The sequence below is a fragment of the Herminiimonas sp. GW821-FHT09C12 genome (assembly GCF_059416385.1).
Genome location: NZ_JBWKPC010000002.1, coordinates 1,246,000 through 1,268,753, shown reverse-complemented (window position 1 = coordinate 1,268,753; position 22,754 = coordinate 1,246,000). Strand labels below are relative to the sequence as shown.

22 protein-coding genes and 1 tRNA gene are annotated in these 22,754 nt (G+C 50.3%); 21 read left to right on the top strand and 2 right to left on the bottom strand.

What is annotated here, in order from left to right:
• Window positions 1-26 precede the first annotated feature (26 nt).
• The 5 genes from surE to rlmD all read left to right on the top strand — a co-directional run bounded on the left by surE (window position 27) and on the right by rlmD (window position 5,159).
• Complete coding sequence (surE, locus tag AC07N2_RS15775) at window positions 27-764, top strand: 5'/3'-nucleotidase SurE (RefSeq protein ID WP_494779093.1); 738 nt, start codon at window positions 27-29, stop codon at window positions 762-764.
• A complete protein-coding gene (locus tag AC07N2_RS15770; protein ID WP_494779092.1) occupies window positions 761-1,648 on the top strand; it encodes a protein-L-isoaspartate(D-aspartate) O-methyltransferase in 888 nt (295 codons plus the stop codon). Before surE ends, AC07N2_RS15770 begins: the two co-directional genes overlap by 4 nt.
• Window positions 1,649-1,694: 46 nt before the next feature.
• Window positions 1,695-2,609: a peptidoglycan DD-metalloendopeptidase family protein gene (locus AC07N2_RS15765; RefSeq protein ID WP_494779091.1), complete on the top strand. Its 915-nt coding sequence runs from the start codon at window positions 1,695-1,697 to the stop codon at window positions 2,607-2,609.
• Window positions 2,609-3,643 carry an RNA polymerase sigma factor RpoS gene (gene rpoS / locus AC07N2_RS15760; protein WP_494779090.1) on the top strand — a complete coding sequence of 345 codons (1,035 nt, stop codon included), beginning with the start codon at window positions 2,609-2,611 and terminating at the stop codon, window positions 3,641-3,643. Before AC07N2_RS15765 ends, rpoS begins: the two co-directional genes overlap by 1 nt.
• Window positions 3,644-3,785: 142 nt before the next feature.
• Window positions 3,786-5,159 carry a 23S rRNA (uracil(1939)-C(5))-methyltransferase RlmD gene (gene rlmD / locus AC07N2_RS15755; protein ID WP_494779089.1) on the top strand — a complete coding sequence of 458 codons (1,374 nt, stop codon included), beginning with the start codon at window positions 3,786-3,788 and terminating at the stop codon, window positions 5,157-5,159.
• 68 nt (window positions 5,160-5,227) lie between these two features.
• Here rlmD and AC07N2_RS15750 read toward each other — a convergent pair whose 3' ends face one another.
• Window positions 5,228-5,917, bottom strand: coding sequence for a Bax inhibitor-1/YccA family protein (locus AC07N2_RS15750; RefSeq protein WP_494779088.1), 690 nt, complete (start codon window positions 5,915-5,917; stop codon window positions 5,228-5,230).
• A 208-nt stretch (window positions 5,918-6,125) separates the two neighbouring features.
• On the opposite strand from AC07N2_RS15750, the gene ndk reads away from it, so the two are divergent.
• The 16 genes from ndk to AC07N2_RS15670 all read left to right on the top strand — a co-directional run bounded on the left by ndk (window position 6,126) and on the right by AC07N2_RS15670 (window position 22,462).
• Entirely contained in the window at window positions 6,126-6,551 is a 426-nt protein-coding gene (ndk, locus tag AC07N2_RS15745; protein WP_076590990.1) for a nucleoside-diphosphate kinase, read from the top strand.
• Between the two features lie 60 nt (window positions 6,552-6,611).
• A complete protein-coding gene (rlmN, locus tag AC07N2_RS15740; protein WP_494779087.1) occupies window positions 6,612-7,775 on the top strand; it encodes a dual-specificity RNA methyltransferase RlmN in 1,164 nt (387 codons plus the stop codon).
• On the top strand, window positions 7,775-8,569 hold the full coding sequence (pilW, locus tag AC07N2_RS15735; protein ID WP_494779086.1) for a type IV pilus biogenesis/stability protein PilW: 795 nt from the start codon (window positions 7,775-7,777) through the stop codon (window positions 8,567-8,569). The genes rlmN and pilW overlap by 1 nt, the downstream gene beginning before the upstream one ends.
• Window positions 8,562-9,596, top strand: coding sequence for a RodZ domain-containing protein (locus AC07N2_RS15730; protein WP_494779085.1), 1,035 nt, complete (start codon window positions 8,562-8,564; stop codon window positions 9,594-9,596). Before pilW ends, AC07N2_RS15730 begins: the two co-directional genes overlap by 8 nt.
• Before the next feature lie 7 nt (window positions 9,597-9,603).
• Complete coding sequence (ispG, locus tag AC07N2_RS15725) at window positions 9,604-10,872, top strand: flavodoxin-dependent (E)-4-hydroxy-3-methylbut-2-enyl-diphosphate synthase (protein ID WP_076590994.1); 1,269 nt, start codon at window positions 9,604-9,606, stop codon at window positions 10,870-10,872.
• Between the two features lie 42 nt (window positions 10,873-10,914).
• Complete coding sequence (hisS, locus tag AC07N2_RS15720; protein WP_494779084.1) at window positions 10,915-12,261, top strand: histidine--tRNA ligase; 1,347 nt, start codon at window positions 10,915-10,917, stop codon at window positions 12,259-12,261.
• Window positions 12,262-12,273: 12 nt separating this feature from the next.
• Complete coding sequence (locus AC07N2_RS15715; RefSeq protein WP_494779083.1) at window positions 12,274-12,924, top strand: tetratricopeptide repeat protein; 651 nt, start codon at window positions 12,274-12,276, stop codon at window positions 12,922-12,924.
• An 18-nt stretch (window positions 12,925-12,942) separates the two neighbouring features.
• Window positions 12,943-14,112, top strand: coding sequence for an outer membrane protein assembly factor BamB (gene bamB / locus AC07N2_RS15710; protein WP_494779082.1), 1,170 nt, complete (start codon window positions 12,943-12,945; stop codon window positions 14,110-14,112).
• A gap of 8 nt (window positions 14,113-14,120) precedes the next feature.
• Window positions 14,121-15,464, top strand: a complete 1,344-nt coding sequence (gene der, locus AC07N2_RS15705) for a ribosome biogenesis GTPase Der (protein ID WP_494779081.1) — start codon at window positions 14,121-14,123, stop codon at window positions 15,462-15,464.
• A gap of 108 nt (window positions 15,465-15,572) precedes the next feature.
• Window positions 15,573-15,809 carry an RNA chaperone Hfq gene (gene hfq / locus AC07N2_RS15700; protein WP_012079975.1) on the top strand — a complete coding sequence of 79 codons (237 nt, stop codon included), beginning with the start codon at window positions 15,573-15,575 and terminating at the stop codon, window positions 15,807-15,809.
• 35 nt (window positions 15,810-15,844) lie between these two features.
• Window positions 15,845-16,963, top strand: coding sequence for a GTPase HflX (gene hflX, locus AC07N2_RS15695; protein ID WP_494779080.1), 1,119 nt, complete (start codon window positions 15,845-15,847; stop codon window positions 16,961-16,963).
• A 50-nt stretch (window positions 16,964-17,013) separates the two neighbouring features.
• On the top strand, window positions 17,014-18,318 hold the full coding sequence (gene hflK / locus AC07N2_RS15690; RefSeq protein ID WP_494779079.1) for an FtsH protease activity modulator HflK: 1,305 nt from the start codon (window positions 17,014-17,016) through the stop codon (window positions 18,316-18,318).
• Complete coding sequence (gene hflC, locus AC07N2_RS15685; RefSeq protein WP_494779078.1) at window positions 18,318-19,208, top strand: protease modulator HflC; 891 nt, start codon at window positions 18,318-18,320, stop codon at window positions 19,206-19,208. The genes hflK and hflC overlap by 1 nt, the downstream gene beginning before the upstream one ends.
• Before the next feature lie 222 nt (window positions 19,209-19,430).
• Window positions 19,431-20,582 carry an ATP phosphoribosyltransferase regulatory subunit gene (locus AC07N2_RS15680; RefSeq protein WP_494779077.1) on the top strand — a complete coding sequence of 384 codons (1,152 nt, stop codon included), beginning with the start codon at window positions 19,431-19,433 and terminating at the stop codon, window positions 20,580-20,582.
• 3 nt (window positions 20,583-20,585) lie between these two features.
• Entirely contained in the window at window positions 20,586-21,899 is a 1,314-nt protein-coding gene (locus AC07N2_RS15675) for an adenylosuccinate synthase (RefSeq protein WP_494779076.1), read from the top strand.
• Between the two features lie 26 nt (window positions 21,900-21,925).
• Window positions 21,926-22,462, top strand: a complete 537-nt coding sequence (locus tag AC07N2_RS15670; protein ID WP_076591004.1) for a phosphoribosyltransferase — start codon at window positions 21,926-21,928, stop codon at window positions 22,460-22,462.
• A 182-nt stretch (window positions 22,463-22,644) separates the two neighbouring features.
• Here the strand turns inward: AC07N2_RS15670 and AC07N2_RS15665 are convergent.
• Window positions 22,645-22,729 (bottom strand) — tRNA-Leu (locus AC07N2_RS15665).
• Window positions 22,730-22,754 lie beyond the last annotated feature (25 nt).

Sequence of the window (22,754 nt, the reverse complement as noted above, 5' to 3'; positions counted from 1 at the left end):
GGTCTTGCTTCAGGTAAAATTCATCCATGAAAATCCTTATCAGTAACGATGACGGCTACCTGGCACCTGGGTTGATTGCCCTCGCCGATGCGATGGCAGCTATCGCCGACATCGTTGTCGTGGCACCAGACAGCAATCGTTCCGGCAGTTCCAATTCCCTCACACTTGATCGCCCGCTTTCTGTCTATCAGGCATCGAACGGGTTTTATTTCATCAACGGCACGCCATCCGACTGCGTGCACATCGCATTGACCGGGATCATGTCATCGCCACCTGACTTGATTGTTTCTGGTATTAATCAGGGACAAAACATGGGCGACGACACACTGTATTCCGGTACGGTGGCAGCGGCGACTGAAGGCTTTTTGTTCGGTATCCCGTCGATTGCGTTTTCCCAAGTCAATAAAGGCTGGGCAGAGATCGATGCTGCGGCGCGTGTCGCACGCGATATTGTTGAACGACGTTTGGAGTCGTTTTCCAAGCATTTTCTGCTCAACGTCAATATTCCCAACTTGCCTTACGAGCAACTGAAGCCGCCGGTGGCGACCCGGCTTGGCAAGCGCCACCAATCGGAAGCCGTGATCAAGACACAAGATCCACACGGACGCGAGATATTCTGGATAGGCCCATGTGGCGGACAAAAGGATGCGGGCGAAGGAACTGATTTTCACGCGACAGCACTAGGTCATGTATCGATTACGCCATTGCAGATCGATTTGACGCATACCGCACAATTGGAAGCCTTGAAGAAGGTTTTGGCATGACCGATAAAAGCAAGCGCTTCCCGCTTTCACTCTCCTCCATTGCAGAGAAGTCACCTCGTAACGGTACACGAAGCGAGGTAAGTCGTACTGCCAGCACTACTTCAGGCAGAGTCGCAACACCGCAAACGGCAACACTGAATGCCTCGCAACATGGCAAACGTCCGGTGACACCTACGCGGGCCGTTGATGCGCCGCGCAAGGCTGGCACTACGCCAGTTCCAGCGGACAGGCCAACGCCACTGGCATCGGAAGCTGTGCGCAAGGCGATGGTGGCACGCGTAGCGAAGCAGGGTGTGAAGGACAGTAAAGTGCTGGCGGCGATGGAGGCTGTGCAACGACATTTATTCATGGAACCGGCGCTGGCAAGTCAGGCTTATATCGATGCTTCGTTGCCAATTGGTTATCATCAGACGATTTCGCAGCCCTATATTGTCGCGAGAATGATTGAAGTGATGCGGAACAATAGTAACGGTGGCGTACTCAATCACGTGCTGGAAATCGGTACCGGTTGCGGTTATCAGGCTGCCGTGCTGTCCTTGGTTGCCAAGGAAGTGTATTCAATCGAACGCATCAAGGGTTTGCATGAGTTGGCGAAATCCAACTTGCGGCCTATGCGTGTGGCAAATATCCGCTTGCATTACGGAGATGGTATGCTTGGTCTGCCCCAAGCAGCACCGTTTGATGGCATCATTTTGGCTGCGGCTGGACTCGAAGTGCCGCAGGCTTTATTGGAACAAATGACTATAGGTGGGCGTTTGGTCGCCCCGGTTGGCGAGCGTCATCAGGTTTTGCAACTGATAGAACGCGTCAGCAAATTTGAATGGAAGAGTTCGACGCTGGAGGATTGCCATTTTGTGCCGCTCCGTCCAGGTACCGTAACTTAATCTCCAACTCACGAACATCGCTAAAGAACAATTGAACGTAATGAGAATGAAAAAAATTCGACAGATATTTTTGATATCGCTGGTCGGTTTGCTCACCGCCTGCAGCACAACACACAATTCCGCTCCTGTCAGCGAACGCAGGATAGGTGGTGCTACTTCTTCCAAAGCAGTTGCTGAAGATCGTACGACTTACACAGTGAAGAAGGGCGATACGCTATATCGTATCGCGCTGGATTTCGGTCAAAGTTACAGTGAAATTGTTGCCTGGAATAATCTTGCCAACCCAAACGATATCAAGGTAGGGCAAGTCTTGCGTGTAGCTCCACCTGATGCAGCTTCCGCCCGTAGCGGTGGTGCGCAAACCGGTGCTGTGGCTGTGTCCTCCGGCGTAGAAAGCCGGCCGCTGTCAGCACTCGCCGCTAGCACAGCAAGCAATAAAAACACCCCTCGTGGAGAGAAGCGTCCTTACTCCGATAGCACTTTGGCAGAATTGCAGAAACCAGAAGGTGCTGTAGCGGCAGCGCCAGCAACTGCGCCAAAGGCAGCAACGCCTGCTGAAAAAACGGTAGATGCTGCGCCTGCTGCGGTAGATGATGACAGCGTTGCCTGGATGTGGCCGGCAGAAGGCAAGGTCATTGCTACTTTTGATGACGGCAAAAAAGGGATCGATATTGCGGGCAAGTCCGGGCAGGCGGTGATGGCTGCCGGTGCAGGTAAAGTCATGTACGCAGGTAGCGGCATACGCGGTTATGGCAATCTGGTCATCGTCAAGCACACGAGTAACTTGTTGTCCGCATATGCGCATAACAAAGCGATACTCGTGAAAGAAGGCCAGAACGTCACTAAAGGACAAAAGATCGCGGAAATGGGTGATTCCGATTCCGATGCGGTGAAGCTGCATTTCGAAATTCGCCAGCAAGGCAAACCTGTAGATCCATCCAAATTTCTACCTAACCGCTAATGACACGCAACCGCGACGCACAGGCAGAAGACGAGGAGAACTCGGACGCACTGCCTACTGATCTCTCGCTGCAGCCGGACGATGCGGACAAATCCGATATCGACGACGAGGATAGTGACGTTGTCGAGTTGGCTGAGCGCGCTGCACCGATTGAAGTCGCCGGCATTGATGAATTAAAGAAGGTTCTGGCGACGGAGTTATCGACCGATGCGACGCAGCATTATTTGAATCAAATCGGCGCGCGCCCATTATTGACGGTTGCGGAAGAAGTGCATTTCGCAACCTTGGCCAAGCAAGGTAATTTTGCCGCACGCCAAAAAATGATTGAACACAATCTGCGTCTGGTTGTATCGATCGCCAAGCACTACATCAATCGGGGTGTCATCCTGCTCGATTTGATCGAAGAAGGTAATCTCGGTTTGATGCGTGCCATCGATAAGTTTGAACCGGAGCGTGGTTTTCGCTTCTCGACTTATGCGACATGGTGGATACGTCAAAGCATAGAGCGTGCGATCATGAATCAGGCCCGTACTGTACGTTTGCCGGTACATGTCGTGCGTGAGCTGAATCAAACTCTGCGCGCCAAGTTTCACTTGGAAGCGCAGCATCACGATGGCAAGGATGCGACTGCAGAAGATATTGCACATCTGGTTGATCGCAGTGTTGAGGATGTGCAGGATATTCTTGCCTTGTCCGAGCATGCAACGTCATTGGATGCGCCGCTGGATGGTGATCCACAATCAAGCTTGATGGATTTATTGCAGGGCGATCATGCGAATGATCCCGACACACTGGCTGAGCATCATGAAATGACAGTCTTGGTGCGTGACTGGCTGGACAAGCTGCCCGATAAGCAGCGTTTGGTAATTACTCGCCGCTTTGGTCTGGATAACGATGATCCCGCGACGCTGGAAGCGCTGGCGGCAGAAATGCATGTCACGCGTGAGCGGGTTAGACAGATTCAGCAAGAAGCCTTGGTGAAGTTGAAACGTTCACTAATGCGAACCGGCGTCGGCAAAGATTCATTGTTATAGACATTAGACAGGATAGGCGTTTGTCATCCTTTGCGATGTCGGCAATGTAGTTTGCTATCATTCGTCCTTCCGGAAATAGTTCACACTTCTTATCTCATTAAACACAAGCCGATCTTCGGCTTGATTATCTGATTCAATCCCTATGCAGCAAACCATTATTGATATCGAATCCCTCGACATGGAAGCACGCGGTGTCGGCCATCTGAAAAATGAAGATGGCACACCAGGCAAAGTTGTTTTTGTCGAAGGCGCATTGCCGAAAGAGCGCGTTGTTTATTCTTCCTATCGCAAGAAAGCGAATTGGGAAGCCGCCAAAATGATGGTCTTGCTGAAAGAATCATCGCTGCGCACCAAGCCGAAATGTGCGTACTTCGGCATTTGTGGTGGTTGTTCCATGCAGCATCTGGAGCCAACGGCACAGGTCGCGTTGAAGCAGCGCATACTTGAAGATAATCTGAAGCATATCGGCAAGGTAAAAGCTGAAACCATGTTGCGGCCGATACACGGGCCGACTTGGGGTTACCGCTATCGTGCACGGATATCGGTGCGTAATGTGCCGAAAAAAGGTGGCGTACTGGTTGGCTTTCATGAGCGGAAATCATCCTTCATTACCGACATGAAGACTTGCGAAATCCTGCCTGCAAATGTGTCGGAGATGCTGGTACCTTTGCGTCACTTGATCGCTTCGCTCTCTATCATCGATCATTTGCCACAAATTGAATTGGCCATTGGGCAAGGCGAAGAAGTGAAAGTGACGGCGATGGTGTTGCGCATCATGACTGAGTTATCGGCAGAGGACGAGGTCAAGCTGAAGTCGTTTGCCGATGAATATCAGGTGCAATGGTGGTTGCAGCCGGCTGGTCCGGATAGCGCTTACCAGTTCTATCCGACGGATAACAACCTGCATTACTCTTTGCCAGAGTTTGGCGTGAAGATGCCGTTCAAGCCGACTGATTTTACTCAGGTAAATCATCAGATTAATCGCGTTCTGGTGGCGCGCGCCTTACGTTTGTTGGATGCGCAGCCAACTGATCGTATTGCTGATCTGTTTTGCGGTTTGGGTAATTTCACTTTGCCGATTGCCACGCAGGCGCGCGAAGTTGTTGGTATAGAGGGCAGCACAACCCTGACTGAGCGCTCGCTGGAAAATGCAACGGCGAATGGTTTGGCTGAAAAAACTTCGTTTTATTGCCGCAATTTGTTTGAAGCCAAGGCTGAGGACTTTATCGAGTTGGGAAAATTCGATCGTATGTTGATTGATCCGCCGCGCGATGGCGCATTGGCTGTATGTGAAGCCTTGTCTGAGTTGGGTAAGAGTCGTCCCGACATGCTGCCAAGTCGTATCGTATATGTCTCTTGCAACCCGTCTACGTTGGCACGTGATGCTGCCGTATTGGTCAATGATGGTCATTACACGTTGAAAAATGCAGGCGTAGTAAATATGTTTCCGCATACCTCGCATGTGGAATCGATGGCTGTTTTTGAGTTGCGTGATGCAGGGGATACAATTGCTTGAGTAACTGTTAAGCGCATGAAAAAAGCCGACTTTAAAGTCGGCTTTTTTATTTGTTTCAACTGCAGTGATTAGTCGCGTTCGCCACCAAAGATGCCAAGCAAGGACAACAAGTTGGCAAAAACGTTATAAACACTCAAATAAATCCCTAGCGTCGCCGTGACATAGTTGGTTTCGCCGCCATTGATGATGCGTTGTACATCGTACAAGATGAAGGCAGAGAAGATGCCGATCGCCACAACCGAGATCGTCAGTTGCAATGCTGGCAACTGCAGCCAGATATTTGCAATTGCGGCCACGATGATGACCAGCACACCCATGAATAACCATTTGCCTAGGCCGCTGAAGTCACGTTTGGAAACGGTTGCTACCGTTGCCATCGTGCCAAGAATTGCTGCCGTACCGCCAAAAGCCGTCATGATCAGCGTAGTGCCGTTGGCAAAGCCGAGTATGTGGCCGATCAAGCGAGACAGCATCAAGCCCATGAAAAATGTGAAGCCCAGCAACAGGGCTACGCCCAAACCGGAATTTTTCGTTTTCTCAATTGCATAGAAGAAACCGAAGGCAATTGCTAAAAAGATAATCATGCCCATGAAAGGGCTGCCGGCAAAGAATGCAAACTTGAACTGCACGCCCAGCCATGCGCCTAGCACGGTTGGAATCATCGAAAGGGCGAGCAGCCAATATGTATTTCGCAATACGCGATGGCGAACCGCCGTGGTGTCATAGGTAGACCCAAAGGTCTGCTGTAGATTGCTCATGTTTTCTCCAAGTTGATATCAAGCTCGAGTTGTTGCCAAGCAGGTTCTTGACATGCTCATAGTATAAACGGTTCTGTTCTTAACGCTATCTTCACATTTAAAAGAGCTTGCTGCTACTTCAAGTAGAGGGGCTTTCGTGGTAGAATTAAAGGTTAGTTGAAATATCAGAATTTTGTCTTAACCCTTTCATTTTATTGGAGTTTTTCAGATGGCAATCGAACGCACACTGTCGATTATTAAACCGGATGCAGTAGCAAAAAACGTAATCGGTCAGATTTATAGCCGTTTCGAAGGCGCAGGCCTGAAAATCGTCGCTGCTCGCATGACGCAATTGTCGCGTGCTGAAGCCGAAGGTTTCTACGCTGTGCACAGCGCACGTCCTTTCTTCAAAGACCTGGTTGATTTCATGATTTCCGGTCCTGTAATGATCCAAGTGCTCGAAGGCGAAAACGCAATCATCAAGCACCGCGACCTGATGGGCGCAACTGATCCGAAGAAGGCAGAAAAAGGCACCATCCGTGCTGACTTCGCTGATTCGATCGATGCAAATGCAGTACACGGTTCCGATGCAGAAGAAACAGCGAAAGTTGAAATCGCTTATTACTTCCCAGCATTGAACGTTTACTCGCGTTAATTTGAATTTCCGTTCGTTGCAGAGTGATCTGATGATCGAACGGTTTCAAGGAATAGTTTTATGACGACTCTCACCAATCTGCTGGACCTGGATCCTGCGCAACTCATCGCTTATTGCGGCGAGTTGGGTGAGAAGCCGTTTCGCGCCAAGCAATTGCAGCGCTGGATACACCAATTCGGCGCGAGCGATTTTGACGCGATGACCGATTTGGCTAAATCGCTGCGTGACAAGCTGGCTACGCGCGCGATCATTGCTGCACCCACTGTGATTTCTGATCACACCTCTTCCGACGGTACACGCAAGTGGCTGGTCGATGTGGGGCAGGGTAATGCAGTAGAAACAGTTTTTATCCCTGAAGAAAACCGCGGCACCTTGTGTATTTCTACGCAAGCCGGTTGCGCGGTGAATTGCCGTTTTTGTTCGACGGGCAAGCAGGGCTTTAACCGCAATCTGTCGGTTGGTGAAATTATCGGCCAACTGTGGATGGCGGAATTTGAATTACGTAGAACCAAAGGTATAGAGCCTGGCCCTAAGGGCGAGCGCCAAATCACCAATGTGGTGATGATGGGCATGGGCGAGCCTTTGCTGAACTACGAACCAACCGTTACGGCATTGAAGTTGATGCTGGACGATAACGCTTATGGCTTGTCACGCCGTCGCGTGACGCTGTCGACCAGCGGCGTGGTGCCGATGATAGACAAGCTGTCGCAGGATTGCGCAGTTGCGCTGGCGGTATCGCTGCATGCGTCAAACGATCCTTTACGTGACGGTCTGGTTCCGCTGAACAAGAAGTACCCGTTGGTCGAGTTGATGGCTGCTTGCAAGCGCTATCTGGAATTCGCGCCACGTGATTTCGTTACCTTTGAATATTGCATGCTGGATGGCGTTAACGATACTGATCAGCACGCACGCGAACTGGTCGCGTTGGTGCGTCAGGCGGATGTGTCGTGCAAATTTAATTTGATCCCGTTCAACCCTTTCCCTGAATCGGGTTTGACGCGTTCGCAAAATCCGCGCATCAAAGCCTTTGCGCAAGTATTGATGGATGCAGACATCATCACCACAATACGCAAGACACGCGGCGATGATATCGATGCCGCTTGCGGACAATTGGCTGGTGAAGTGCAGGACCGCACGAAAGTGCAGGATCGCATGAAGAAGATGGCGGAGTATCAGGAAAAATTTGGCAAGAATTTTGGACGCATTGTGGAGATTTCATCTTGATGACAGTGCGCCGATCGGGCTGGTTGGTAGTTTCTTTGTTATCTGCAATCCTGTTGCTGGGTTGTGCCGCCAGACCTGCTGCACCTGATGGTGAGCTGACAACCAGCTTCGACAAGACAGAGAATCAAAGACGTGCACGCATACGCTTGCAATTAGCCATTGGTTACTATCAGCAAGGTCAAATGACAGTTGCCTTGGATGAGACCAAGCTGGCATTGCAAACCGATCCGAATTTTGCCGATGCATATAGCATGGCCGCATTGATATATATGGATCAAGGCGAAGCACGCTTGGCTGAAGAGAACTTTCAGCGCGCCATTCGATTGGCTCCGAATGATCCGGATTTAAGTAATAACTACGGTTGGTTCTTGTGCCAAAACGGACGCGCTAATCAATCTATCGCATATTTTGAATCCGCCTTGCGCAGCAAGAATTATCAGTCGCCTGCCAAGGCGTTGAATAACGCCGGTACCTGCAGCTTGATCTTGAAAGACAAGGTCGCAGCGGAGCGTTATTTTACTGAGGCCTTCCGTCAGGATCCGGGTAATCCGACAACGAGTACGAATCTGGCGCGTCTTAATTATGAGCGTGGCGATTTGGAGCGTGCAAAGTTTTATATCAACCGCGTGACGAAGGCAGATGTCTTGAGCGCGGAAGTGTTGTGGTTGGCAATAAAAATTGAACGCAAGGCGGGGGATCGTGCCGCGGAAAGTAGTCTCGTGACGCAGTTACGTCGCCGCTATCCGGACTCGACAGAATTTGCGGCCTATCAGCGTGGAGCTTTTAATGAATGATGACGTTCCAGTGGATGAAACAATGAATAATGATGCTGCGCCAGAGCAAGCACCGGAAGTGGAAAACCTTGAGCCTCGTATCTCGGCTGGTACGCAACTTCGCGCTTTGCGCGAAGAGCGCGGTTGGACGGTAGAGCAGGTTGCCAATCAGTTGAATCTGGCCAGTCGTCAGATACAGGCCTTGGAAGACGATAACTATGCGGCTTTGCCGGGCATGGTGATTGTGCGTGGATTCATACGTTCGTATTCCAAAGTGTTGCGAGTCGATCCTGCGCCTATCCTTGCTGCTATCAAGGATGATACGGTTGCTCCTAGCGTCTTGCCTCCTGAGCGTAGTCCGCTTTCGGCATCGTTTTCAGAAACGAGACTGCTGTCTGTGAATCAACGCGGTTTCCGTTCCAAGGCAGTGATCGGAATTGGTATTCTGGTTGCACTTGCTGTCTTGGCTTACGCTGGTCAACGCATGGGCTTGCTGTCGCACGGCGCTTCGTCTTCAGGCTTGTCCAAGGTTGAAGAAAAACTGGCTCCTATTGAGCTGGCAGAAACTCAGTCGGGTGCCGTGATTGAAACGCCTCCAGTCCTTGAAGAAGTGATAGAGGCGAGGGCAGCTGACACGAAACCAGTGGAAGCGAAAGTTGTTGAAGTCGCCAAGCCTGTCAGTGAGCCAACTCCTCCTGTTGCAGCGGCCAAGCCGGCAGTGGTGGCGCCTGTTGCAAGCGCTGTGGTTACAGTCCCAGTTGCGAAACCTCTGCCGACAACAGCACCAGTGCCGGCAACTCCAGTTGATAGCAAAAACGCGTTAGCAATTAATGTGCGTCAGGATTCTTGGGTAGAAATTAAACGTCCGGACAATAGTGTGATTGTTTCCCGTTTGATGAAAGCAGGTTCCTCTGAAGCCATCGCCGTCACCGGACCGGTCTCGGTTGTGATTGGTAATGCTGCGGGTGTAGATGTGACCTTGCGTGGTGATCCAGTAGATGTGGTTACCGGAAATAGCAGCAACGTCGCCAGATTGAATTTGAAATAAATCGCTTATGTCGTCATCCAATCCGATTGCCACAGGTCCTTTGACGCGTCGCCAAAGTCGCACAGCGGTTGTTAGTTATGGCGGACGCGAAGTTCGCATAGGCGGAGATGCACCGGTTGTCGTGCAATCGATGACCAACACCGATACGGCTGATGTGATCGGTACCGCAATTCAGATCAAGGAATTGGCGCGTGCTGGTTCTGAGTTGGTGCGTATTACCGTGAATACGCCGGAAGCTGCAGCTGCCGTGCCGGCGATTTGCGAGCAACTCGACAAGATGGATATCGTTGTGCCGCTAGTCGGCGACTTTCATTACAACGGTCACAAATTGCTGAACGATTATCCGGACTGCGCGAAAGCGCTGGCGAAATATCGCATCAATCCAGGTAACGTAGGTAAAGGTAATAAGCGCGATACACAATTTGCGCAAATGATAGAAACCGCATGCCGCTTTGATAAGCCAGTGCGCATAGGCGTGAACTGGGGCAGTCTGGATCAGGAGCTGTTGGCGCGCATCATGGATGAAAACGCGGCAAGAGCGAATCCATGGACTGCACAGGCCGTGATGTATGAAGCACTGGTGACGTCTGCGATTGAAAACGCGATGCGTGCTGAAGAAGTGGGCTTGGCTGGTGATCGCATCATCCTATCCTGCAAGGTATCTGGCGTGCAGGATTTGATCGCCGTATATCGCGAGCTGGCGCGTCGTTGTGATTATCCTCTGCATCTAGGTTTGACCGAAGCAGGGATGGGCAGCAAAGGTATCGTGGCATCGACGGCGGCGTTGTCGGTCTTGTTGCAAGAAGGTATAGGCGACACGATCCGTATTTCGCTGACACCGGAACCAGGTGGCGACAGAACCAAAGAAGTCATCGTCGGGCAGGAAATTTTGCAAACCATGGGCTTGCGTAAATTTACGCCTATGGTGATTGCATGCCCAGGCTGCGGACGTACGACGTCTACTGTATTCCAGGAGTTGGCTGACGGAATTCAAACCTATTTGCGTGATCAGATGCCGGTTTGGAAGAAACAATATCCAGGTGTCGAGGCGATGAATGTCGCTGTTATGGGTTGCATCGTCAACGGTCCTGGTGAATCAAAGCACGCGAACATCGGCATCAGTTTGCCGGGCACAGGCGAGTCGCCGGCAGCGCCGGTATTCGTCGATGGTGAAAAAACAGTTACGCTGCGTGGCGACAATATTGCCGAAGAATTTCATGCGATTGTGCTGGACTACGTCAAGAGCCATTACGGCAAAGAACGTAGTGCCGTTTAAATCGCAGTAAACAAGTAATAGAAAATAAGTCTTTAAAAATAAATGTCAGATACCAAAAAAATAGAAAAAATCGTTGGCGTGAAGGGAATGAACGACATTCTCCCTGCCGATGCCCCATTGTGGGAATTGTTCGAAAACACTGTGCACACTGTGCTCAAGAGCTACGGTTTTCAACAGATACGCACGCCTATCGTCGAGCCGACTGCATTGTTCGCACGTGGCTTGGGTGAAGTCACCGATATCGTTGAAAAGGAAATGTATTCCTTTACCGATTCGATGAATGGCGACGAACTTACTCTGCGTCCTGAATGTACCGCCAGCGTAGTGCGCGCAGCGCTTGAACATAATCTGACTTACGATGGCCCGAAGCGTCTTTGGTATTCCGGCCCGATGTTCCGTCACGAAAGACCGCAGCGCGGCCGCTATCGTCAGTTCCATCAGATCGGTGCGGAAGCAATCGGTTTTTCCGGTCCGGATATCGATGCCGAATTGATCATGATGTGTCAGCGCTTGTGGGACGATCTTGGTTTGCAGGATGTGCGTCTTGAGTTGAACTCGATTGGTAATGCAGAAGAGCGCAACAAGCATCGCGCCGATTTGATCGCATACTTTGAAAAGAATGCAGACGTGCTGGATGCAGAAGCGCAAAAACGTCTGCACACCAATCCTTTGCGTATTCTTGATACCAAGAATCCAACGATGCAGGATATGGTTAATGCTGCGCCTAAGCTTCTTGATTATCTGGGCGAAGAATCGCGTGCGCACTTCGAAGGCGTGCAAAAGATTTTGAATCACAATGCAATTCCATTCACGATCAATCCGCGTTTGGTACGCGGTATGGATTACTACAATCGCACGGTATTCGAGTGGGTCACAGACCAACTAGGTTCGCAAGGTACGGTATGCGGCGGCGGTCGTTACGATCCGCTGGTTGAAATGTTTGGCGGCAAGCCAACACCAGCTTGTGGTTTTGCGATGGGCGTTGAGCGTTTGCTGGAACTGATGAAGGCTAGCGGCGAACAGTTCGCGCCGAATCAATGTGACGTTTATATCGTGCATCAAGGTGATGCAGCGCAATTGCAGGCATCGGTAGTCGCAGAACGTTTGCGTGATGCAGGACTCGACGTTGTATTGCATTGCGCATCAGCTGCCGGTATCGGTAGCTTCAAGTCGCAAATGAAGCGTGCAGATGGTAGTGGCGCCGCATACGCTGTCATTATCGGTGAAGACGAAATCGCACAAGGCACCGCAGTCGTGAAGGAAATGCGCGGTTCTGAAGGTGCCAATCAGTCGAATGTTGAGTTCGATAGCATCCCGAATTATCTGGTCGATCAAATCGTTGGTGCGCACGATCACTCGCACGACGAACACGTACATTATCATCACTAATATTGGACCATCATGGCATACGATCACGCAGAACAAGAACAACTGGCCACTCTTAAATCCTGGTGGAATCAGTACGGCAATCTCGTTACCTGGTTGCTGATTATTGTATTGGGCGCTTATGCGGCCTGGGCTGGTTGGGGTTACTACCAGCGTACGCAATCTTTGCAGGCTTCTCAGTTGTATGAGGAATTGCAAAAAGCAGTCACTGCGCAAGATAAGGAAAAAGTACAGCGTGCGGCTACCGATATGGAAGACAAGTTTTCGCGTACTGCTTATGCGCAAATGAGTGCTTTGGCTGCGGCTAAATCGGCCTTCGATTCGAACGACTTCAAAACTGCAAAAGCACAATTGCAATGGGTGATCGACAAAGGTCTGAATGACGAATACAAGGCGATTGCGAAAGTACGTTTGGCTGGTATCTTGCTCGACGAAAAAGCTTACGACGAAGGTTTGAAGTTGCTGGCTGGCGATTTTCCTGCGCAGTTTGCCAGTGTGGTCAGCGATCGCAAGGGCGACATTCTTGTTGCACAAAACAAGCTGGATGAAGCGCGTGCAGCGTATCAAGCAGCATTGGACAAAATCGACGCAAAGAATCCTGCTCGCCAGCTGATCCAGATCAAACTGGATGCTATTGGTGGTGCGCCAGAAAAAAAAGCAGCATAAATGCTTAAAGGAAAAGAGATGCAGAAGTTTCGGACCGCATTAAAAGTTCTGTCTGTCGGCTTGCTGTTTGCAACGGCAGGGTGTTCTGTTTTGTCCTCGATGAATCCGTTTGCGAGCAAGCCATCGACGCGTAATGCGCCGGCTGCGCTGGTTGAAATCAAGCAGCCGACATTGAATGCGCGTACTGCGTGGTCTGCATCGGTTGGCAAGGCAGGTAACTATGCGTTTACGCCAGCATTGGTTAGAAACGATATCTTTACTGCGGCAGCAGACGGTACGATTACACGTATTAATGCGACAAACGGACAATCCGTATGGCGCATCAATGCTGGCATGCCATTGACGGCAGGTGTAGGCAGTGATGGTGACACGATAGTCGTTGCAGGCGAAAAAGGCGTAGTGCTGGCATTTGATGGTCAAGGCAAATTACGTTGGAAGGCGCAAGCCAGCAGCGAAATATTGTCTACCCCTGCGGTAGGGCAGGATACGGTCGTTGTACGTAGTCTGGACAATCGTGTAGTTGCGTATGATGCAGAAACAGGCACACGCAAATGGTTTGTACAACGTACGGCACCGCCGCTGACATTACGTACATCGCCAGGTATGACGATTGCCAATGGGAATGCATATATCGGTTTGGCTGGTGGTCGCTTGTTGGCCGTAGCGTTGAGTACGGGCGCTCCACGTTGGGAAGTTGCGGTAGGTGATCCACGCGGCACGACGGAACTAGAACGTATTGCTGATATCTCCGGCGCACCTTTCGTAGCTGGCCGCGATATCTGTGCAGTGTCTTATCAAGGGCGCGTTGCGTGTTTTGATGTGGTTAGCGGGACACCACGTTGGGGCAAAGCCTTTTCCAGCGATGTCGGCGTGGATGTTGATGAACGCGCAGTGTATGCGGCGAATGAGCGTGGCGAATTGCAAGCCTTTGCACGCGATACTGGTACCAGCTTTTGGCAGAACGATCAGTTGAAAAACCGTCGTCTGTCGACACCGATTTCCTCCGGTCGTGCAGTTGCAGTCGGAGATTATCAGGGTTATATCCATTTTTTCTCTAAAGAAAATGGCTTGTTATTGGCACGTGTGAGTACTGATGGCAGCCCGATTCTTGGCGTGCCGGTTCTCGCTGGTGCGAATTTTATTTTTCAAACTCAATCAGGAACATTGGTCGCAATTGCGGCTGAGTAAAACATTTGATGAAGCCGGTTATTGCACTTATAGGTCGACCTAACGTCGGCAAATCCACGCTATTCAATCGACTAACCCGGTCGCGTGATGCGTTGGTCGCCGATCTTCCGGGCTTGACGCGTGACCGGCATTACGGCGAAGGCCGTGTGGGTGAACGTCCTTTCCTCGTAATCGACACTGGTGGTTTCGAGCCTGTTGCCAAAGAAGGCATCATGCATGAGATGGCCAAGCAGACGAAGCAGGCTGTAGCTGAAGCTGACGTCGTGATCTTTATCGTCGATGGTCGCCAAGGTTTGACGCCGCACGATAAAACCATCACAGATTTCCTGCGCAAATCCGGTCGTTCGGTGATGTTGGTCGTGAACAAGGCCGAAGGCATGAAGTACACGATGGTGACCGCTGATTTTTATGAACTCGGCATGGGCGATCCATACGTCATTTCCGCCGCGCATGGCGATGGTGTAAATGATTTGGTTGAAGAGTCGTTGAATATCGCTTTTGCGCAACGGCCGCCGGAAGAAGAGCTTCCTGAGTCCAAGGATCGCAGCGTTCGGTTGGCGATTGTCGGTCGTCCGAATGTCGGAAAATCAACGCTGGTCAATACCTTGCTGGGCGAAGAACGCGTCATCGCATTCGATTTGCCCGGCACTACACGCGATTCAATCGAGATTCCGTTTGAGCGTGAAGGTAAGCAGTACACTTTGATCGATACCGCCGGCATACGTCGTCGCGGCAAAGTGTTCGAGGCGATCGAGAAGTTTTCAGTTGTCAAAACCTTGCAATCCATTTCTGAAGCGAATGTCGTGCTGTTGCTGCTAGATGCACAGCAGGATATCTCCGAGCAGGATGCGCATATCGCGGGTTTCATCTTGGAGTCGGGCAGAGCGCTTGTTGTCGGTGTGAATAAATGGGATGGTCTGACTAGCGATAGACGCGACGAGATCAAGATTGATCTGGAGCGCAAGCTAGGTTTCCTTTCGTTTGCGAAAACGCATTTCGTCTCCGCGTTGAAATCCAGTGGTATCGGCCCTATGATGAAGTCCGTCGATGGCGCTTATGCTGCGGCGATGTCGAATCTGTCGACGCCTAAATTGACGCGCGCCTTGATCGAAGCGGTTGAGCATCAACAACCACGTCGTAAGGGTTCCATCCGTCCTAAATTGCGTTATGCGCATCAAGGCGGCATGAACCCACCGATTGTTGTCATTCATGGCAATGCTTTGGATGCGATCGATGCAAATTACAAGCGCTTCCTGGAAAAACATTTTCGAGAAACTTTTTCGCTGGTTGGGACTCCACTACGTATCGAGTTGCGTTCTGGGAAAAATCCTTTCTCGCGGTCGGAGAAGTAAGGCGATTTGGCGAAAAAGTCTGAAATCGATTACATTCCAATAGGTAAGACTCTTGAAAAAAAGCAAGATGCCTCAACCTCTTAAACACAACAACACACTGGAGCTGTCATGACCAACAAAGGGCAACTGTTACAAGACCCATTCCTCAATGCTTTACGCAAAGAGCATGTTCCCGTTTCGATTTATCTCGTCAACGGTATCAAACTCCAAGGTCATATCGAATCCTTTGATCAATACGTGGTTTTATTGCGTAATACCGTCACGCAGATGGTTTATAAACACGCAATTTCGACCGTCGTTCCTGCACGTGCCGTGAACCTGAGCCTTGAATCAGAAGCTGAATAAGACCCGCGTAATCCAGTCGCTGGTGCAGTATTAATATGCGCGCAGTACTGGTAGGCCTTGATTTTGGCAAAGGCGATTTCGCTGCAAGCCTAGAAGAACTTTCCCTTCTTTCCAGATCGGCAGGCGCCGATCCGATCATGACGATCACAGGCAAGCGTTCCAGTCCGGACGCGGCTTTGTTTGTCGGCTCGGGCAAGGCGAATGAAATCGCTGATGCAGTTGTCGATCACGAGCTTGATATTGTCATTTTCAATCATGCCTTGTCGCCGGCGCAGCAGCGTAACCTTGAGCGTCATCTGAAAGTGCGTGTAGTTGATCGCACCAGTCTGATTCTGGATATCTTCGCGCAGCGTGCACAAAGCCATGAAGGTAAAGTACAAGTTGAATTGGCACAGTTGCAACATCTTGCAACACGCCTGATTCGTGGCTGGACTCACTTGGAACGGCAAAAGGGTGGTATTGGTTTGCGCGGTCCAGGCGAAACACAGTTGGAAACAGATCGTCGCTTGCTGGGTGATCGGGTTAAAGCTTTACGTGCCAAGCTGGAAAAATTGCACAAACAACGCGCAACGCAACGTCGTGCCCGTGGTCGCAATAATGCATTTTCTGTGTCCTTGGTTGGTTATACCAATGCAGGGAAATCGACCTTGTTTAATGCAGTAGCCAAGACCAAAATGTTGGCGGCTGATCAATTATTTGCGACATTGGATACTACTTCGCGTCGCATTTATCTGGGTGAAGCCGGTAATGTAGTGATTTCCGATACGGTAGGTTTCATTCGTGAGTTACCGCATCAACTGGTGGCAGCATTTCGTGCCACCCTGGAAGAGACAATTCATGCTGACTTGCTATTGCATGTTGTCGATGGTGCCAGTCCGGTTCGTATGGAGCAGATCGAGCAGGTAAATATGGTATTGCGTGAAATTGGCGCAGATCATATCCCGCAGATTCTGGTTTGGAACAAGATTGATGCCGCCGGTCTGGAACCTGCTTTAGAGCGTGATGAATATGATAAAATTCGTCGTGTTTTTATAAGTGCCCAGACTGGAAGTGGATTGGATCTATTGCGTGAAGCGATAGCCGAATGCGCAAAAGAGCGCGCCGCTGGATTTGAAGATGTGTCACTAGTTGCATCTGACGACGTCAAGATATAAGAATTACTTGGCATTCCAACTTATTGTTTTTCAGCCCGGACCGCAAAAGAATGCTTGTTTCCCTACTCAAAAAATTTGGTTTGAAGTTCTCGCTCAATGACCCTCGTTGGGGTCGTGGTTCCGATGATAACAACAAGAACCAGAATCAAGACGGCAAACGGCCGAATGATGGTCCGCCTGATTTGGATCAACTATGGCGCGATTTTAATCAACGCTTGAGCAACCTGTTCGGTAATAAAAAAACCGGCGGTGGCGGTAATGGCGGCGGTGATTCTGGTGGCGGCATGAACTTCAAGCCGGATATGAAGGGTGCCGGTATCGGTGCTGCGGTGATCGCAGCTATCGTGGCATTTTTGTGGCTGGTCAGCGGCTTCTTCATTGTGCAAGAAGGTCAGACCGGCGTGGTTATGACTTTTGGTAAATTCAGTCATATGACGCCTGCTGGTTTTAACTGGCGCTGGCCTGCACCGATTCAAAGTCACGAGATTGTGAACGTTTCACAAGTCCGTACGGTTGAGGTCGGTTATCGCGGCAACGTCAAGAACAAACAACAGCAAGAATCACTGATGCTGACTGAAGATGAAAACATCATCGATATTCAGTTCGCTGTGCAGTACACATTGAAAAATGCATCCGATTGGATATTTAATAATCGTGAGCATGAAGAAATGGTCAAGCAAGTCGCGGAAACCGCAATGCGCGAAGTTGTTGGTCGCAGCAAAATGGATTTCGTGCTGTATGAAGGTCGCGAAAAAATTGCATTCGATAGTAGCCAGTTGATGCAGCAAATCGCTGATCGTTATAAGTCCGGCGTACAGATTACCAATGTCACGATGCAGGGCGTACAACCGCCAGAGCAAGTGCAAGCTGCATTCGATGATGCGGTTAAAGCAGGACAAGATCGCGAACGTCAAAAAAATGAAGGCCAGGCTTACGCAAACGATGTGATCCCTCGCGCACGTGGTGCGGCATCGCGCTTGATGCAAGAGTCGGAAGCGTATCGTTCAAGCGTTACTGCGAATGCGCAAGGTGAGGCTTCTCGCTTCAAGCAAGTATTGGTTGAATATCAAAAAGCGCCTGCAGTGACGAGAGACCGTATGTATCTCGAGACGATGCAGAAAATTTTCTCAAGCACTACTAAGGTCATGGTCGATTCAAAAGGTAGTAACAACCTGCTTTATTTGCCGTTGGATAAATTGATTGCTCAAACTGCTGCGCCAGCTTCGGCGGCAAGCGATGTTGCCGCAATCAGACCGCCTGCATCGTCTGTGCCACCACCGGACACGACGGCATTAGAGGCGCAGGAGTCTCGTGCGCGTGAGAGCCGTAATTCACGTGATCGGGAGGTACGATAATGAATCGCCTTATTTCTTATGTCATCGTTGCGGTGATTGCAGTTGTCGCCTTGTCCTCGACCTTGTTTGTGGTTGATCAGCGTCAGTACGCAATCGTGTTTGCTTTGGGTGAAGTGAAAAGTGTCATCAGCGAACCTGGTTTGCATTTCAAGTTGCCGCCACCGTTCCAGAATGTCGTCTTTCTGGATAAGCGTATCCTGACGCTGGATACACCTGATGCAGATCGTTTTATTACTGCAGAGAAGAAAAATATTCTGGTCGATGCGTTTGTTAAGTGGCGCATTGTTGATCCGCGTCTGTACTTCGTCAGCTTTAGTGGTGATGAACGTAGTGCGCAAAATCGTATGGCACAAATCGTCAAGGCATCGCTGAATGACGAAATTACCAAGCGCACTGTGCGGGAAGTAATTTCCGGTGAGCGCGGCAAGGTGATGGACGGCATTCAGAAAAAAGTAACCGAAGAAGCCAAGCAAATCGGTGTCGAGATTGTTGATGTCCGTCTGAAGCGCGTCGATTATGTAGAGCAAATCAATGCGTCTGTTTTTGATCGGATGAAATCAGAGCGTGCACGTGTTGCGAATGAATTGCGTTCGACTGGTGCTGCGGAATCTGAAAAAATTCGTGCAGATGCAGATAGACAGCGTACCGTGATTTTGGCGGAAGCTTATCGTGATGCAGAGCAGATTCGCGGTGAGGGTGATGCCAAAGCGTCGCAGATTTATGCGCAAGCTTTTGGGCAAAGCCCAGAGTTCTACAAGTTCTATCGTAGCCTTGAGGCATATCGCGCCAGCTTTAAAACGCGTAACGACATGCTTGTGATTGATCCTAACTCTGAGTTCTTTAAATATTTCAAGAATCCAGGAGCTAGTGGCACCGCAGCGAAGAAATAATGTAGGGCTGTCGTAAAGACGATATACCTGTACTTTGCATGAAGTGATGTTCTATTCACTTCATGCAGTTTCTTTTTGTGGCGACTGCATGCATAAACGCAAATGAATTTCTCGGCAGACATGATCTGATGTTGGATTTGACTGCTGCCAAGTACCTTGGTGATATGGGCTTGATATATGCCATATCTCCTTTTCTTTTTTCTGACTACTTAGTTTCCCGTCATGCCAAATTGGCTATTGCCTGAAAATATTGCTGATGTTTTGCCGTCTGAAGCGCGCAAAATTGAAGAACTGCGTCGCGTCATTCTCGACAACTTCCACCTGTACGGGTACGAACTTGTCATGCCGCCGATGCTGGAGTATCTCGATTCATTATTGGCCGGTGCCGGGCATGACATGGATTTGCGTACCTTCAAGTTAGTCGATCAGTTATCTGGTCGTACCTTGGGCTTGCGTGCAGATATGACAACACAAGTGGCGCGCATCGATGCACATTTGCTTAATCGTGCCTCAGTGACGCGTCTTTGCTATTCCGGCAGCGTATTGCATACGCGCCCTAATGGCTTGCATGCAACACGCGAGCCTTTGCAAATCGGTGCCGAGATATACGGCCACGCTGGTTTGGAAGCCGATGCCGAAATCCAGGAACTGGCGCTGGCTTCTCTGGCTTTGGCTGGTTTTACGCATGTACGCTTGGATTTATGTCACGTTGGTGTGTTGCGCGCCATTATCGAAAATGACATAAACGCGCAAAAAGACGAGGGCGCACTGTATACTTTCTTGCGGGCGAAGGATGTGCCTGCGCTGGAAGAAATTACTGCTTCGTACGGCGTAGAATCTCGCCGTGCCTTACTCGCATTGCCTAGTTTGTATGGTGATGCAACAGTACTTGCGCGTGCGCGCAAAGAGTTGCCGGCATTGCCTGGTATCACCAAAGCATTGGATGAGTTGGCTGCATTAGTTAAGCTGGCCGGTGAGGCGAGTGTGACTATCGATCTGGCGGATCTTGGTGGATACCAGTACGAGAGCGGAGCGATGTTTGCGATCTACGTACCAGGCTTGCCGAATGCTGTGGCACGCGGTGGTCGTTACGATCACGTTGGCGAAGCATTCGGTCGCGCACGTCCGGCCACTGGTTTTTCTATGGATTTACGCGAACTGGCGCGCTTGTTGCCAGTCGCAGAACGCAAACGTGCGATTCGTGCGCCTTGGGGTCGCGAACCATTGTTGCGTACAAAAATTGTCGCATTGCGCAAAGCAGGGGAAGTTGTGATTCAAAGCTTGCCCGGCTACGAAAACGATCAGGACGAGTTTGAGTGCGATCGCGTACTCGTACTTGAAGATGGCAACTGGATTATCAAAAATTTAGGTTAAGTGATGTCAACAAAAAGCATGGCAAAAAACGTTGTAGTAGTCGGTACCCAATGGGGCGATGAAGGCAAAGGCAAGATCGTCGATTGGCTGACAGATCATTCACAAGGTGTAGTGCGCTTCCAAGGCGGTCACAACGCAGGCCACACACTAGTGATCGGCGGTCATAAAACCGCACTGCAATTGATCCCATCCGGCATCATGCGCGAAGGCGTAGCGTGCTATATCGGTAACGGCGTTGTTTTGTCGGTACCTGATGTACTGCGTGAAATCGACAAACTGCATGCGATTGGCGTTGAAGTTCCTTCGCGTCTGAAAATTTCAGAGGCTTGCCCTATCATTTTGCCGTACCACACCGCATTGGATGTGGCGCGTGAAGTGGCACGTGGCGATGCAAAAATCGGTACGACCGGTAAAGGTATCGGCCCAGCTTACGAAGATAAAGTTGCACGCCGCGCGATTCGCGCTGCTGACTTGCTGAATGAAAAACGCTTCGCAGAAAAACTGGCAGAGAACCTCGATTATCACAACTTCGTGTTAGCGAATTATCTGAAGGTAGCGACTGTTGACTATCAAAAAACCTTGGATGAAGCACTGGCCGATGTGCCACGTTTGAAGCCTATGGTTGGTGACGTATCGAGTGCTTTGTATGCTGCTCACAATGCAGGTGCAAACCTCTTGTTTGAAGGCGCACAAGGCAGCTTGCTGGACGTCGATCACGGTACGTATCCATACGTCACTTCCAGTAACTGTGTGGCAGGCAATGCATCTACGGGTTCTGGCGTCGGCCCTGGCATGTTGCATTACATCCTCGGTATTACCAAGGCATACACAACACGCGTTGGCTCGGGTCCTTTCCCATCGGAATTGCCAACAGATACAGGCGTAGGCAAGCATCTGGCAACAGTCGGTCATGAGTTCGGTACTGTTACCGGCCGTGCACGTCGCTGTGGTTGGTTCGATGCAGCCTTGTTGAAACGTTCGGTGCAGATCAACGGTGTAACTGGCATGTGCTTTACCAAGCTTGACGTGCTGGATGGCTTGGAAACGCTGCGTATTTGCACAGGCTATAAACTCAACGGTAAAACTGTTGATATCTTCCCGGTTGGTGCAGAAGATGCAGCAGCATGCGAACCAATCTACGAAGAAATGCCAGGCTGGAAAGAAACAACAGTTGGTGCGAAAACGTTGGAAGCGTTGCCAGCAAATGCGCGTGCCTACATTGATCGCATTGAAAAATTGGTCGGTGTGCCTATCGATATGATTTCGACCGGTCCTGACCGTGAAGAAACAATCGTATTGCGTCATCCATTCAAATAAGAAGATTAGTCCGGACGGAATGCGCGATGCCAGAATCAAGCGATAAGGATTTGTGGGTTACATGGGATGAATATCACCATGCAATCGAACGTTTGGTTTTGCTCGTGCATGAGTCCGGCTGGAAGTTTGATCAGGTATTGTGTCTGGCCCGCGGCGGCCTACGGCCTGGTGATGTGTTCTCGCGTATTTTCGATGTGCCCTTGGCGATTTTATCGACCAGCTCATATCGTGAAGAAGCGGGCACAGAGCAAGGCATTCTCGACATCGCCAAACACATCACAATGAGTCGCGGATCGCTGGGTGGCAAAGTATTGCTGCTCGACGATCTGGTTGATTCTGGCGTGACGCTGGAAAAAGTGCAACGCCATCTTTCCGAGCAATTCCATGCGGTGACAGAAGTAAAGTCTGCCGTCATCTGGTACAAAGCTTGCTCATCAGTTAAGCCGGATTTCTATCTCGACTATTTACCTAGCAATCCATGGATACATCAACCGTTTGAAGATTATGACGGCTTGCGTCCGCACCAATTGGCGGCATGGTTAAAACGAGGTAATGTGGAATAAGCGCTATTGCGATGCAGTCACTGACGTGTCATTTTGCACAGGCAATATTAATTCTTTGAAAATTGCAGAAGGATGATGACTGGCAAAGAGCTTTGCCAAGATTAAACTGTGAACGCGACTGTGAAAAACTACAGCCTGAATAAGAAAAACCCCGTTGACGAATCAACGGGGTTTTAATAACTTGGTGCCCACGGAGGGACTCGAACCCCCACACCTTGCGGCACATGGACCTGAACCATGCGCGTCTACCAATTCCGCCACGTGGGCCTTCTGAAAGATGAGCAGTATAGCG

Bases quoted from the DNA above. Each gene is read 5' to 3' on its own strand.
- hisS (WP_494779084.1), top strand. From the start codon at position 10,915: ATGTCAGATACCAAAAAAATAGAAAAAATCGTTGGCGTGAAGGGAATG.
- ndk (WP_076590990.1), top strand. From the start codon at position 6,126: ATGGCAATCGAACGCACACTGTCGATTATTAAACCGGATGCAGTAGCA.
- hfq (WP_012079975.1), top strand. From the start codon at position 15,573: ATGACCAACAAAGGGCAACTGTTACAAGACCCATTCCTCAATGCTTTA.
- AC07N2_RS15715 (WP_494779083.1), top strand. From the start codon at position 12,274: ATGGCATACGATCACGCAGAACAAGAACAACTGGCCACTCTTAAATCC.
- AC07N2_RS15770 (WP_494779092.1), top strand. From the start codon at position 761: ATGACCGATAAAAGCAAGCGCTTCCCGCTTTCACTCTCCTCCATTGCA.
- AC07N2_RS15750 (WP_494779088.1), bottom strand. From the start codon at position 5,917: ATGAGCAATCTACAGCAGACCTTTGGGTCTACCTATGACACCACGGCG.
- hflK (WP_494779079.1), top strand. From the start codon at position 17,014: ATGCTTGTTTCCCTACTCAAAAAATTTGGTTTGAAGTTCTCGCTCAAT.
- bamB (WP_494779082.1), top strand. From the start codon at position 12,943: ATGCAGAAGTTTCGGACCGCATTAAAAGTTCTGTCTGTCGGCTTGCTG.
- AC07N2_RS15765 (WP_494779091.1), top strand. From the start codon at position 1,695: ATGAAAAAAATTCGACAGATATTTTTGATATCGCTGGTCGGTTTGCTC.
- AC07N2_RS15670 (WP_076591004.1), top strand. From the start codon at position 21,926: ATGCCAGAATCAAGCGATAAGGATTTGTGGGTTACATGGGATGAATAT.
- AC07N2_RS15675 (WP_494779076.1), top strand. From the start codon at position 20,586: ATGTCAACAAAAAGCATGGCAAAAAACGTTGTAGTAGTCGGTACCCAA.
- AC07N2_RS15680 (WP_494779077.1), top strand. From the start codon at position 19,431: ATGCCAAATTGGCTATTGCCTGAAAATATTGCTGATGTTTTGCCGTCT.
- hflC (WP_494779078.1), top strand. From the start codon at position 18,318: ATGAATCGCCTTATTTCTTATGTCATCGTTGCGGTGATTGCAGTTGTC.
- rpoS (WP_494779090.1), top strand. From the start codon at position 2,609: ATGACACGCAACCGCGACGCACAGGCAGAAGACGAGGAGAACTCGGAC.
- ispG (WP_076590994.1), top strand. From the start codon at position 9,604: ATGTCGTCATCCAATCCGATTGCCACAGGTCCTTTGACGCGTCGCCAA.
- der (WP_494779081.1), top strand. From the start codon at position 14,121: ATGAAGCCGGTTATTGCACTTATAGGTCGACCTAACGTCGGCAAATCC.
- AC07N2_RS15730 (WP_494779085.1), top strand. From the start codon at position 8,562: ATGAATGATGACGTTCCAGTGGATGAAACAATGAATAATGATGCTGCG.
- pilW (WP_494779086.1), top strand. From the start codon at position 7,775: ATGACAGTGCGCCGATCGGGCTGGTTGGTAGTTTCTTTGTTATCTGCA.
- surE (WP_494779093.1), top strand. From the start codon at position 27: ATGAAAATCCTTATCAGTAACGATGACGGCTACCTGGCACCTGGGTTG.
- hflX (WP_494779080.1), top strand. From the start codon at position 15,845: ATGCGCGCAGTACTGGTAGGCCTTGATTTTGGCAAAGGCGATTTCGCT.
- rlmD (WP_494779089.1), top strand. From the start codon at position 3,786: ATGCAGCAAACCATTATTGATATCGAATCCCTCGACATGGAAGCACGC.
- rlmN (WP_494779087.1), top strand. From the start codon at position 6,612: ATGACGACTCTCACCAATCTGCTGGACCTGGATCCTGCGCAACTCATC.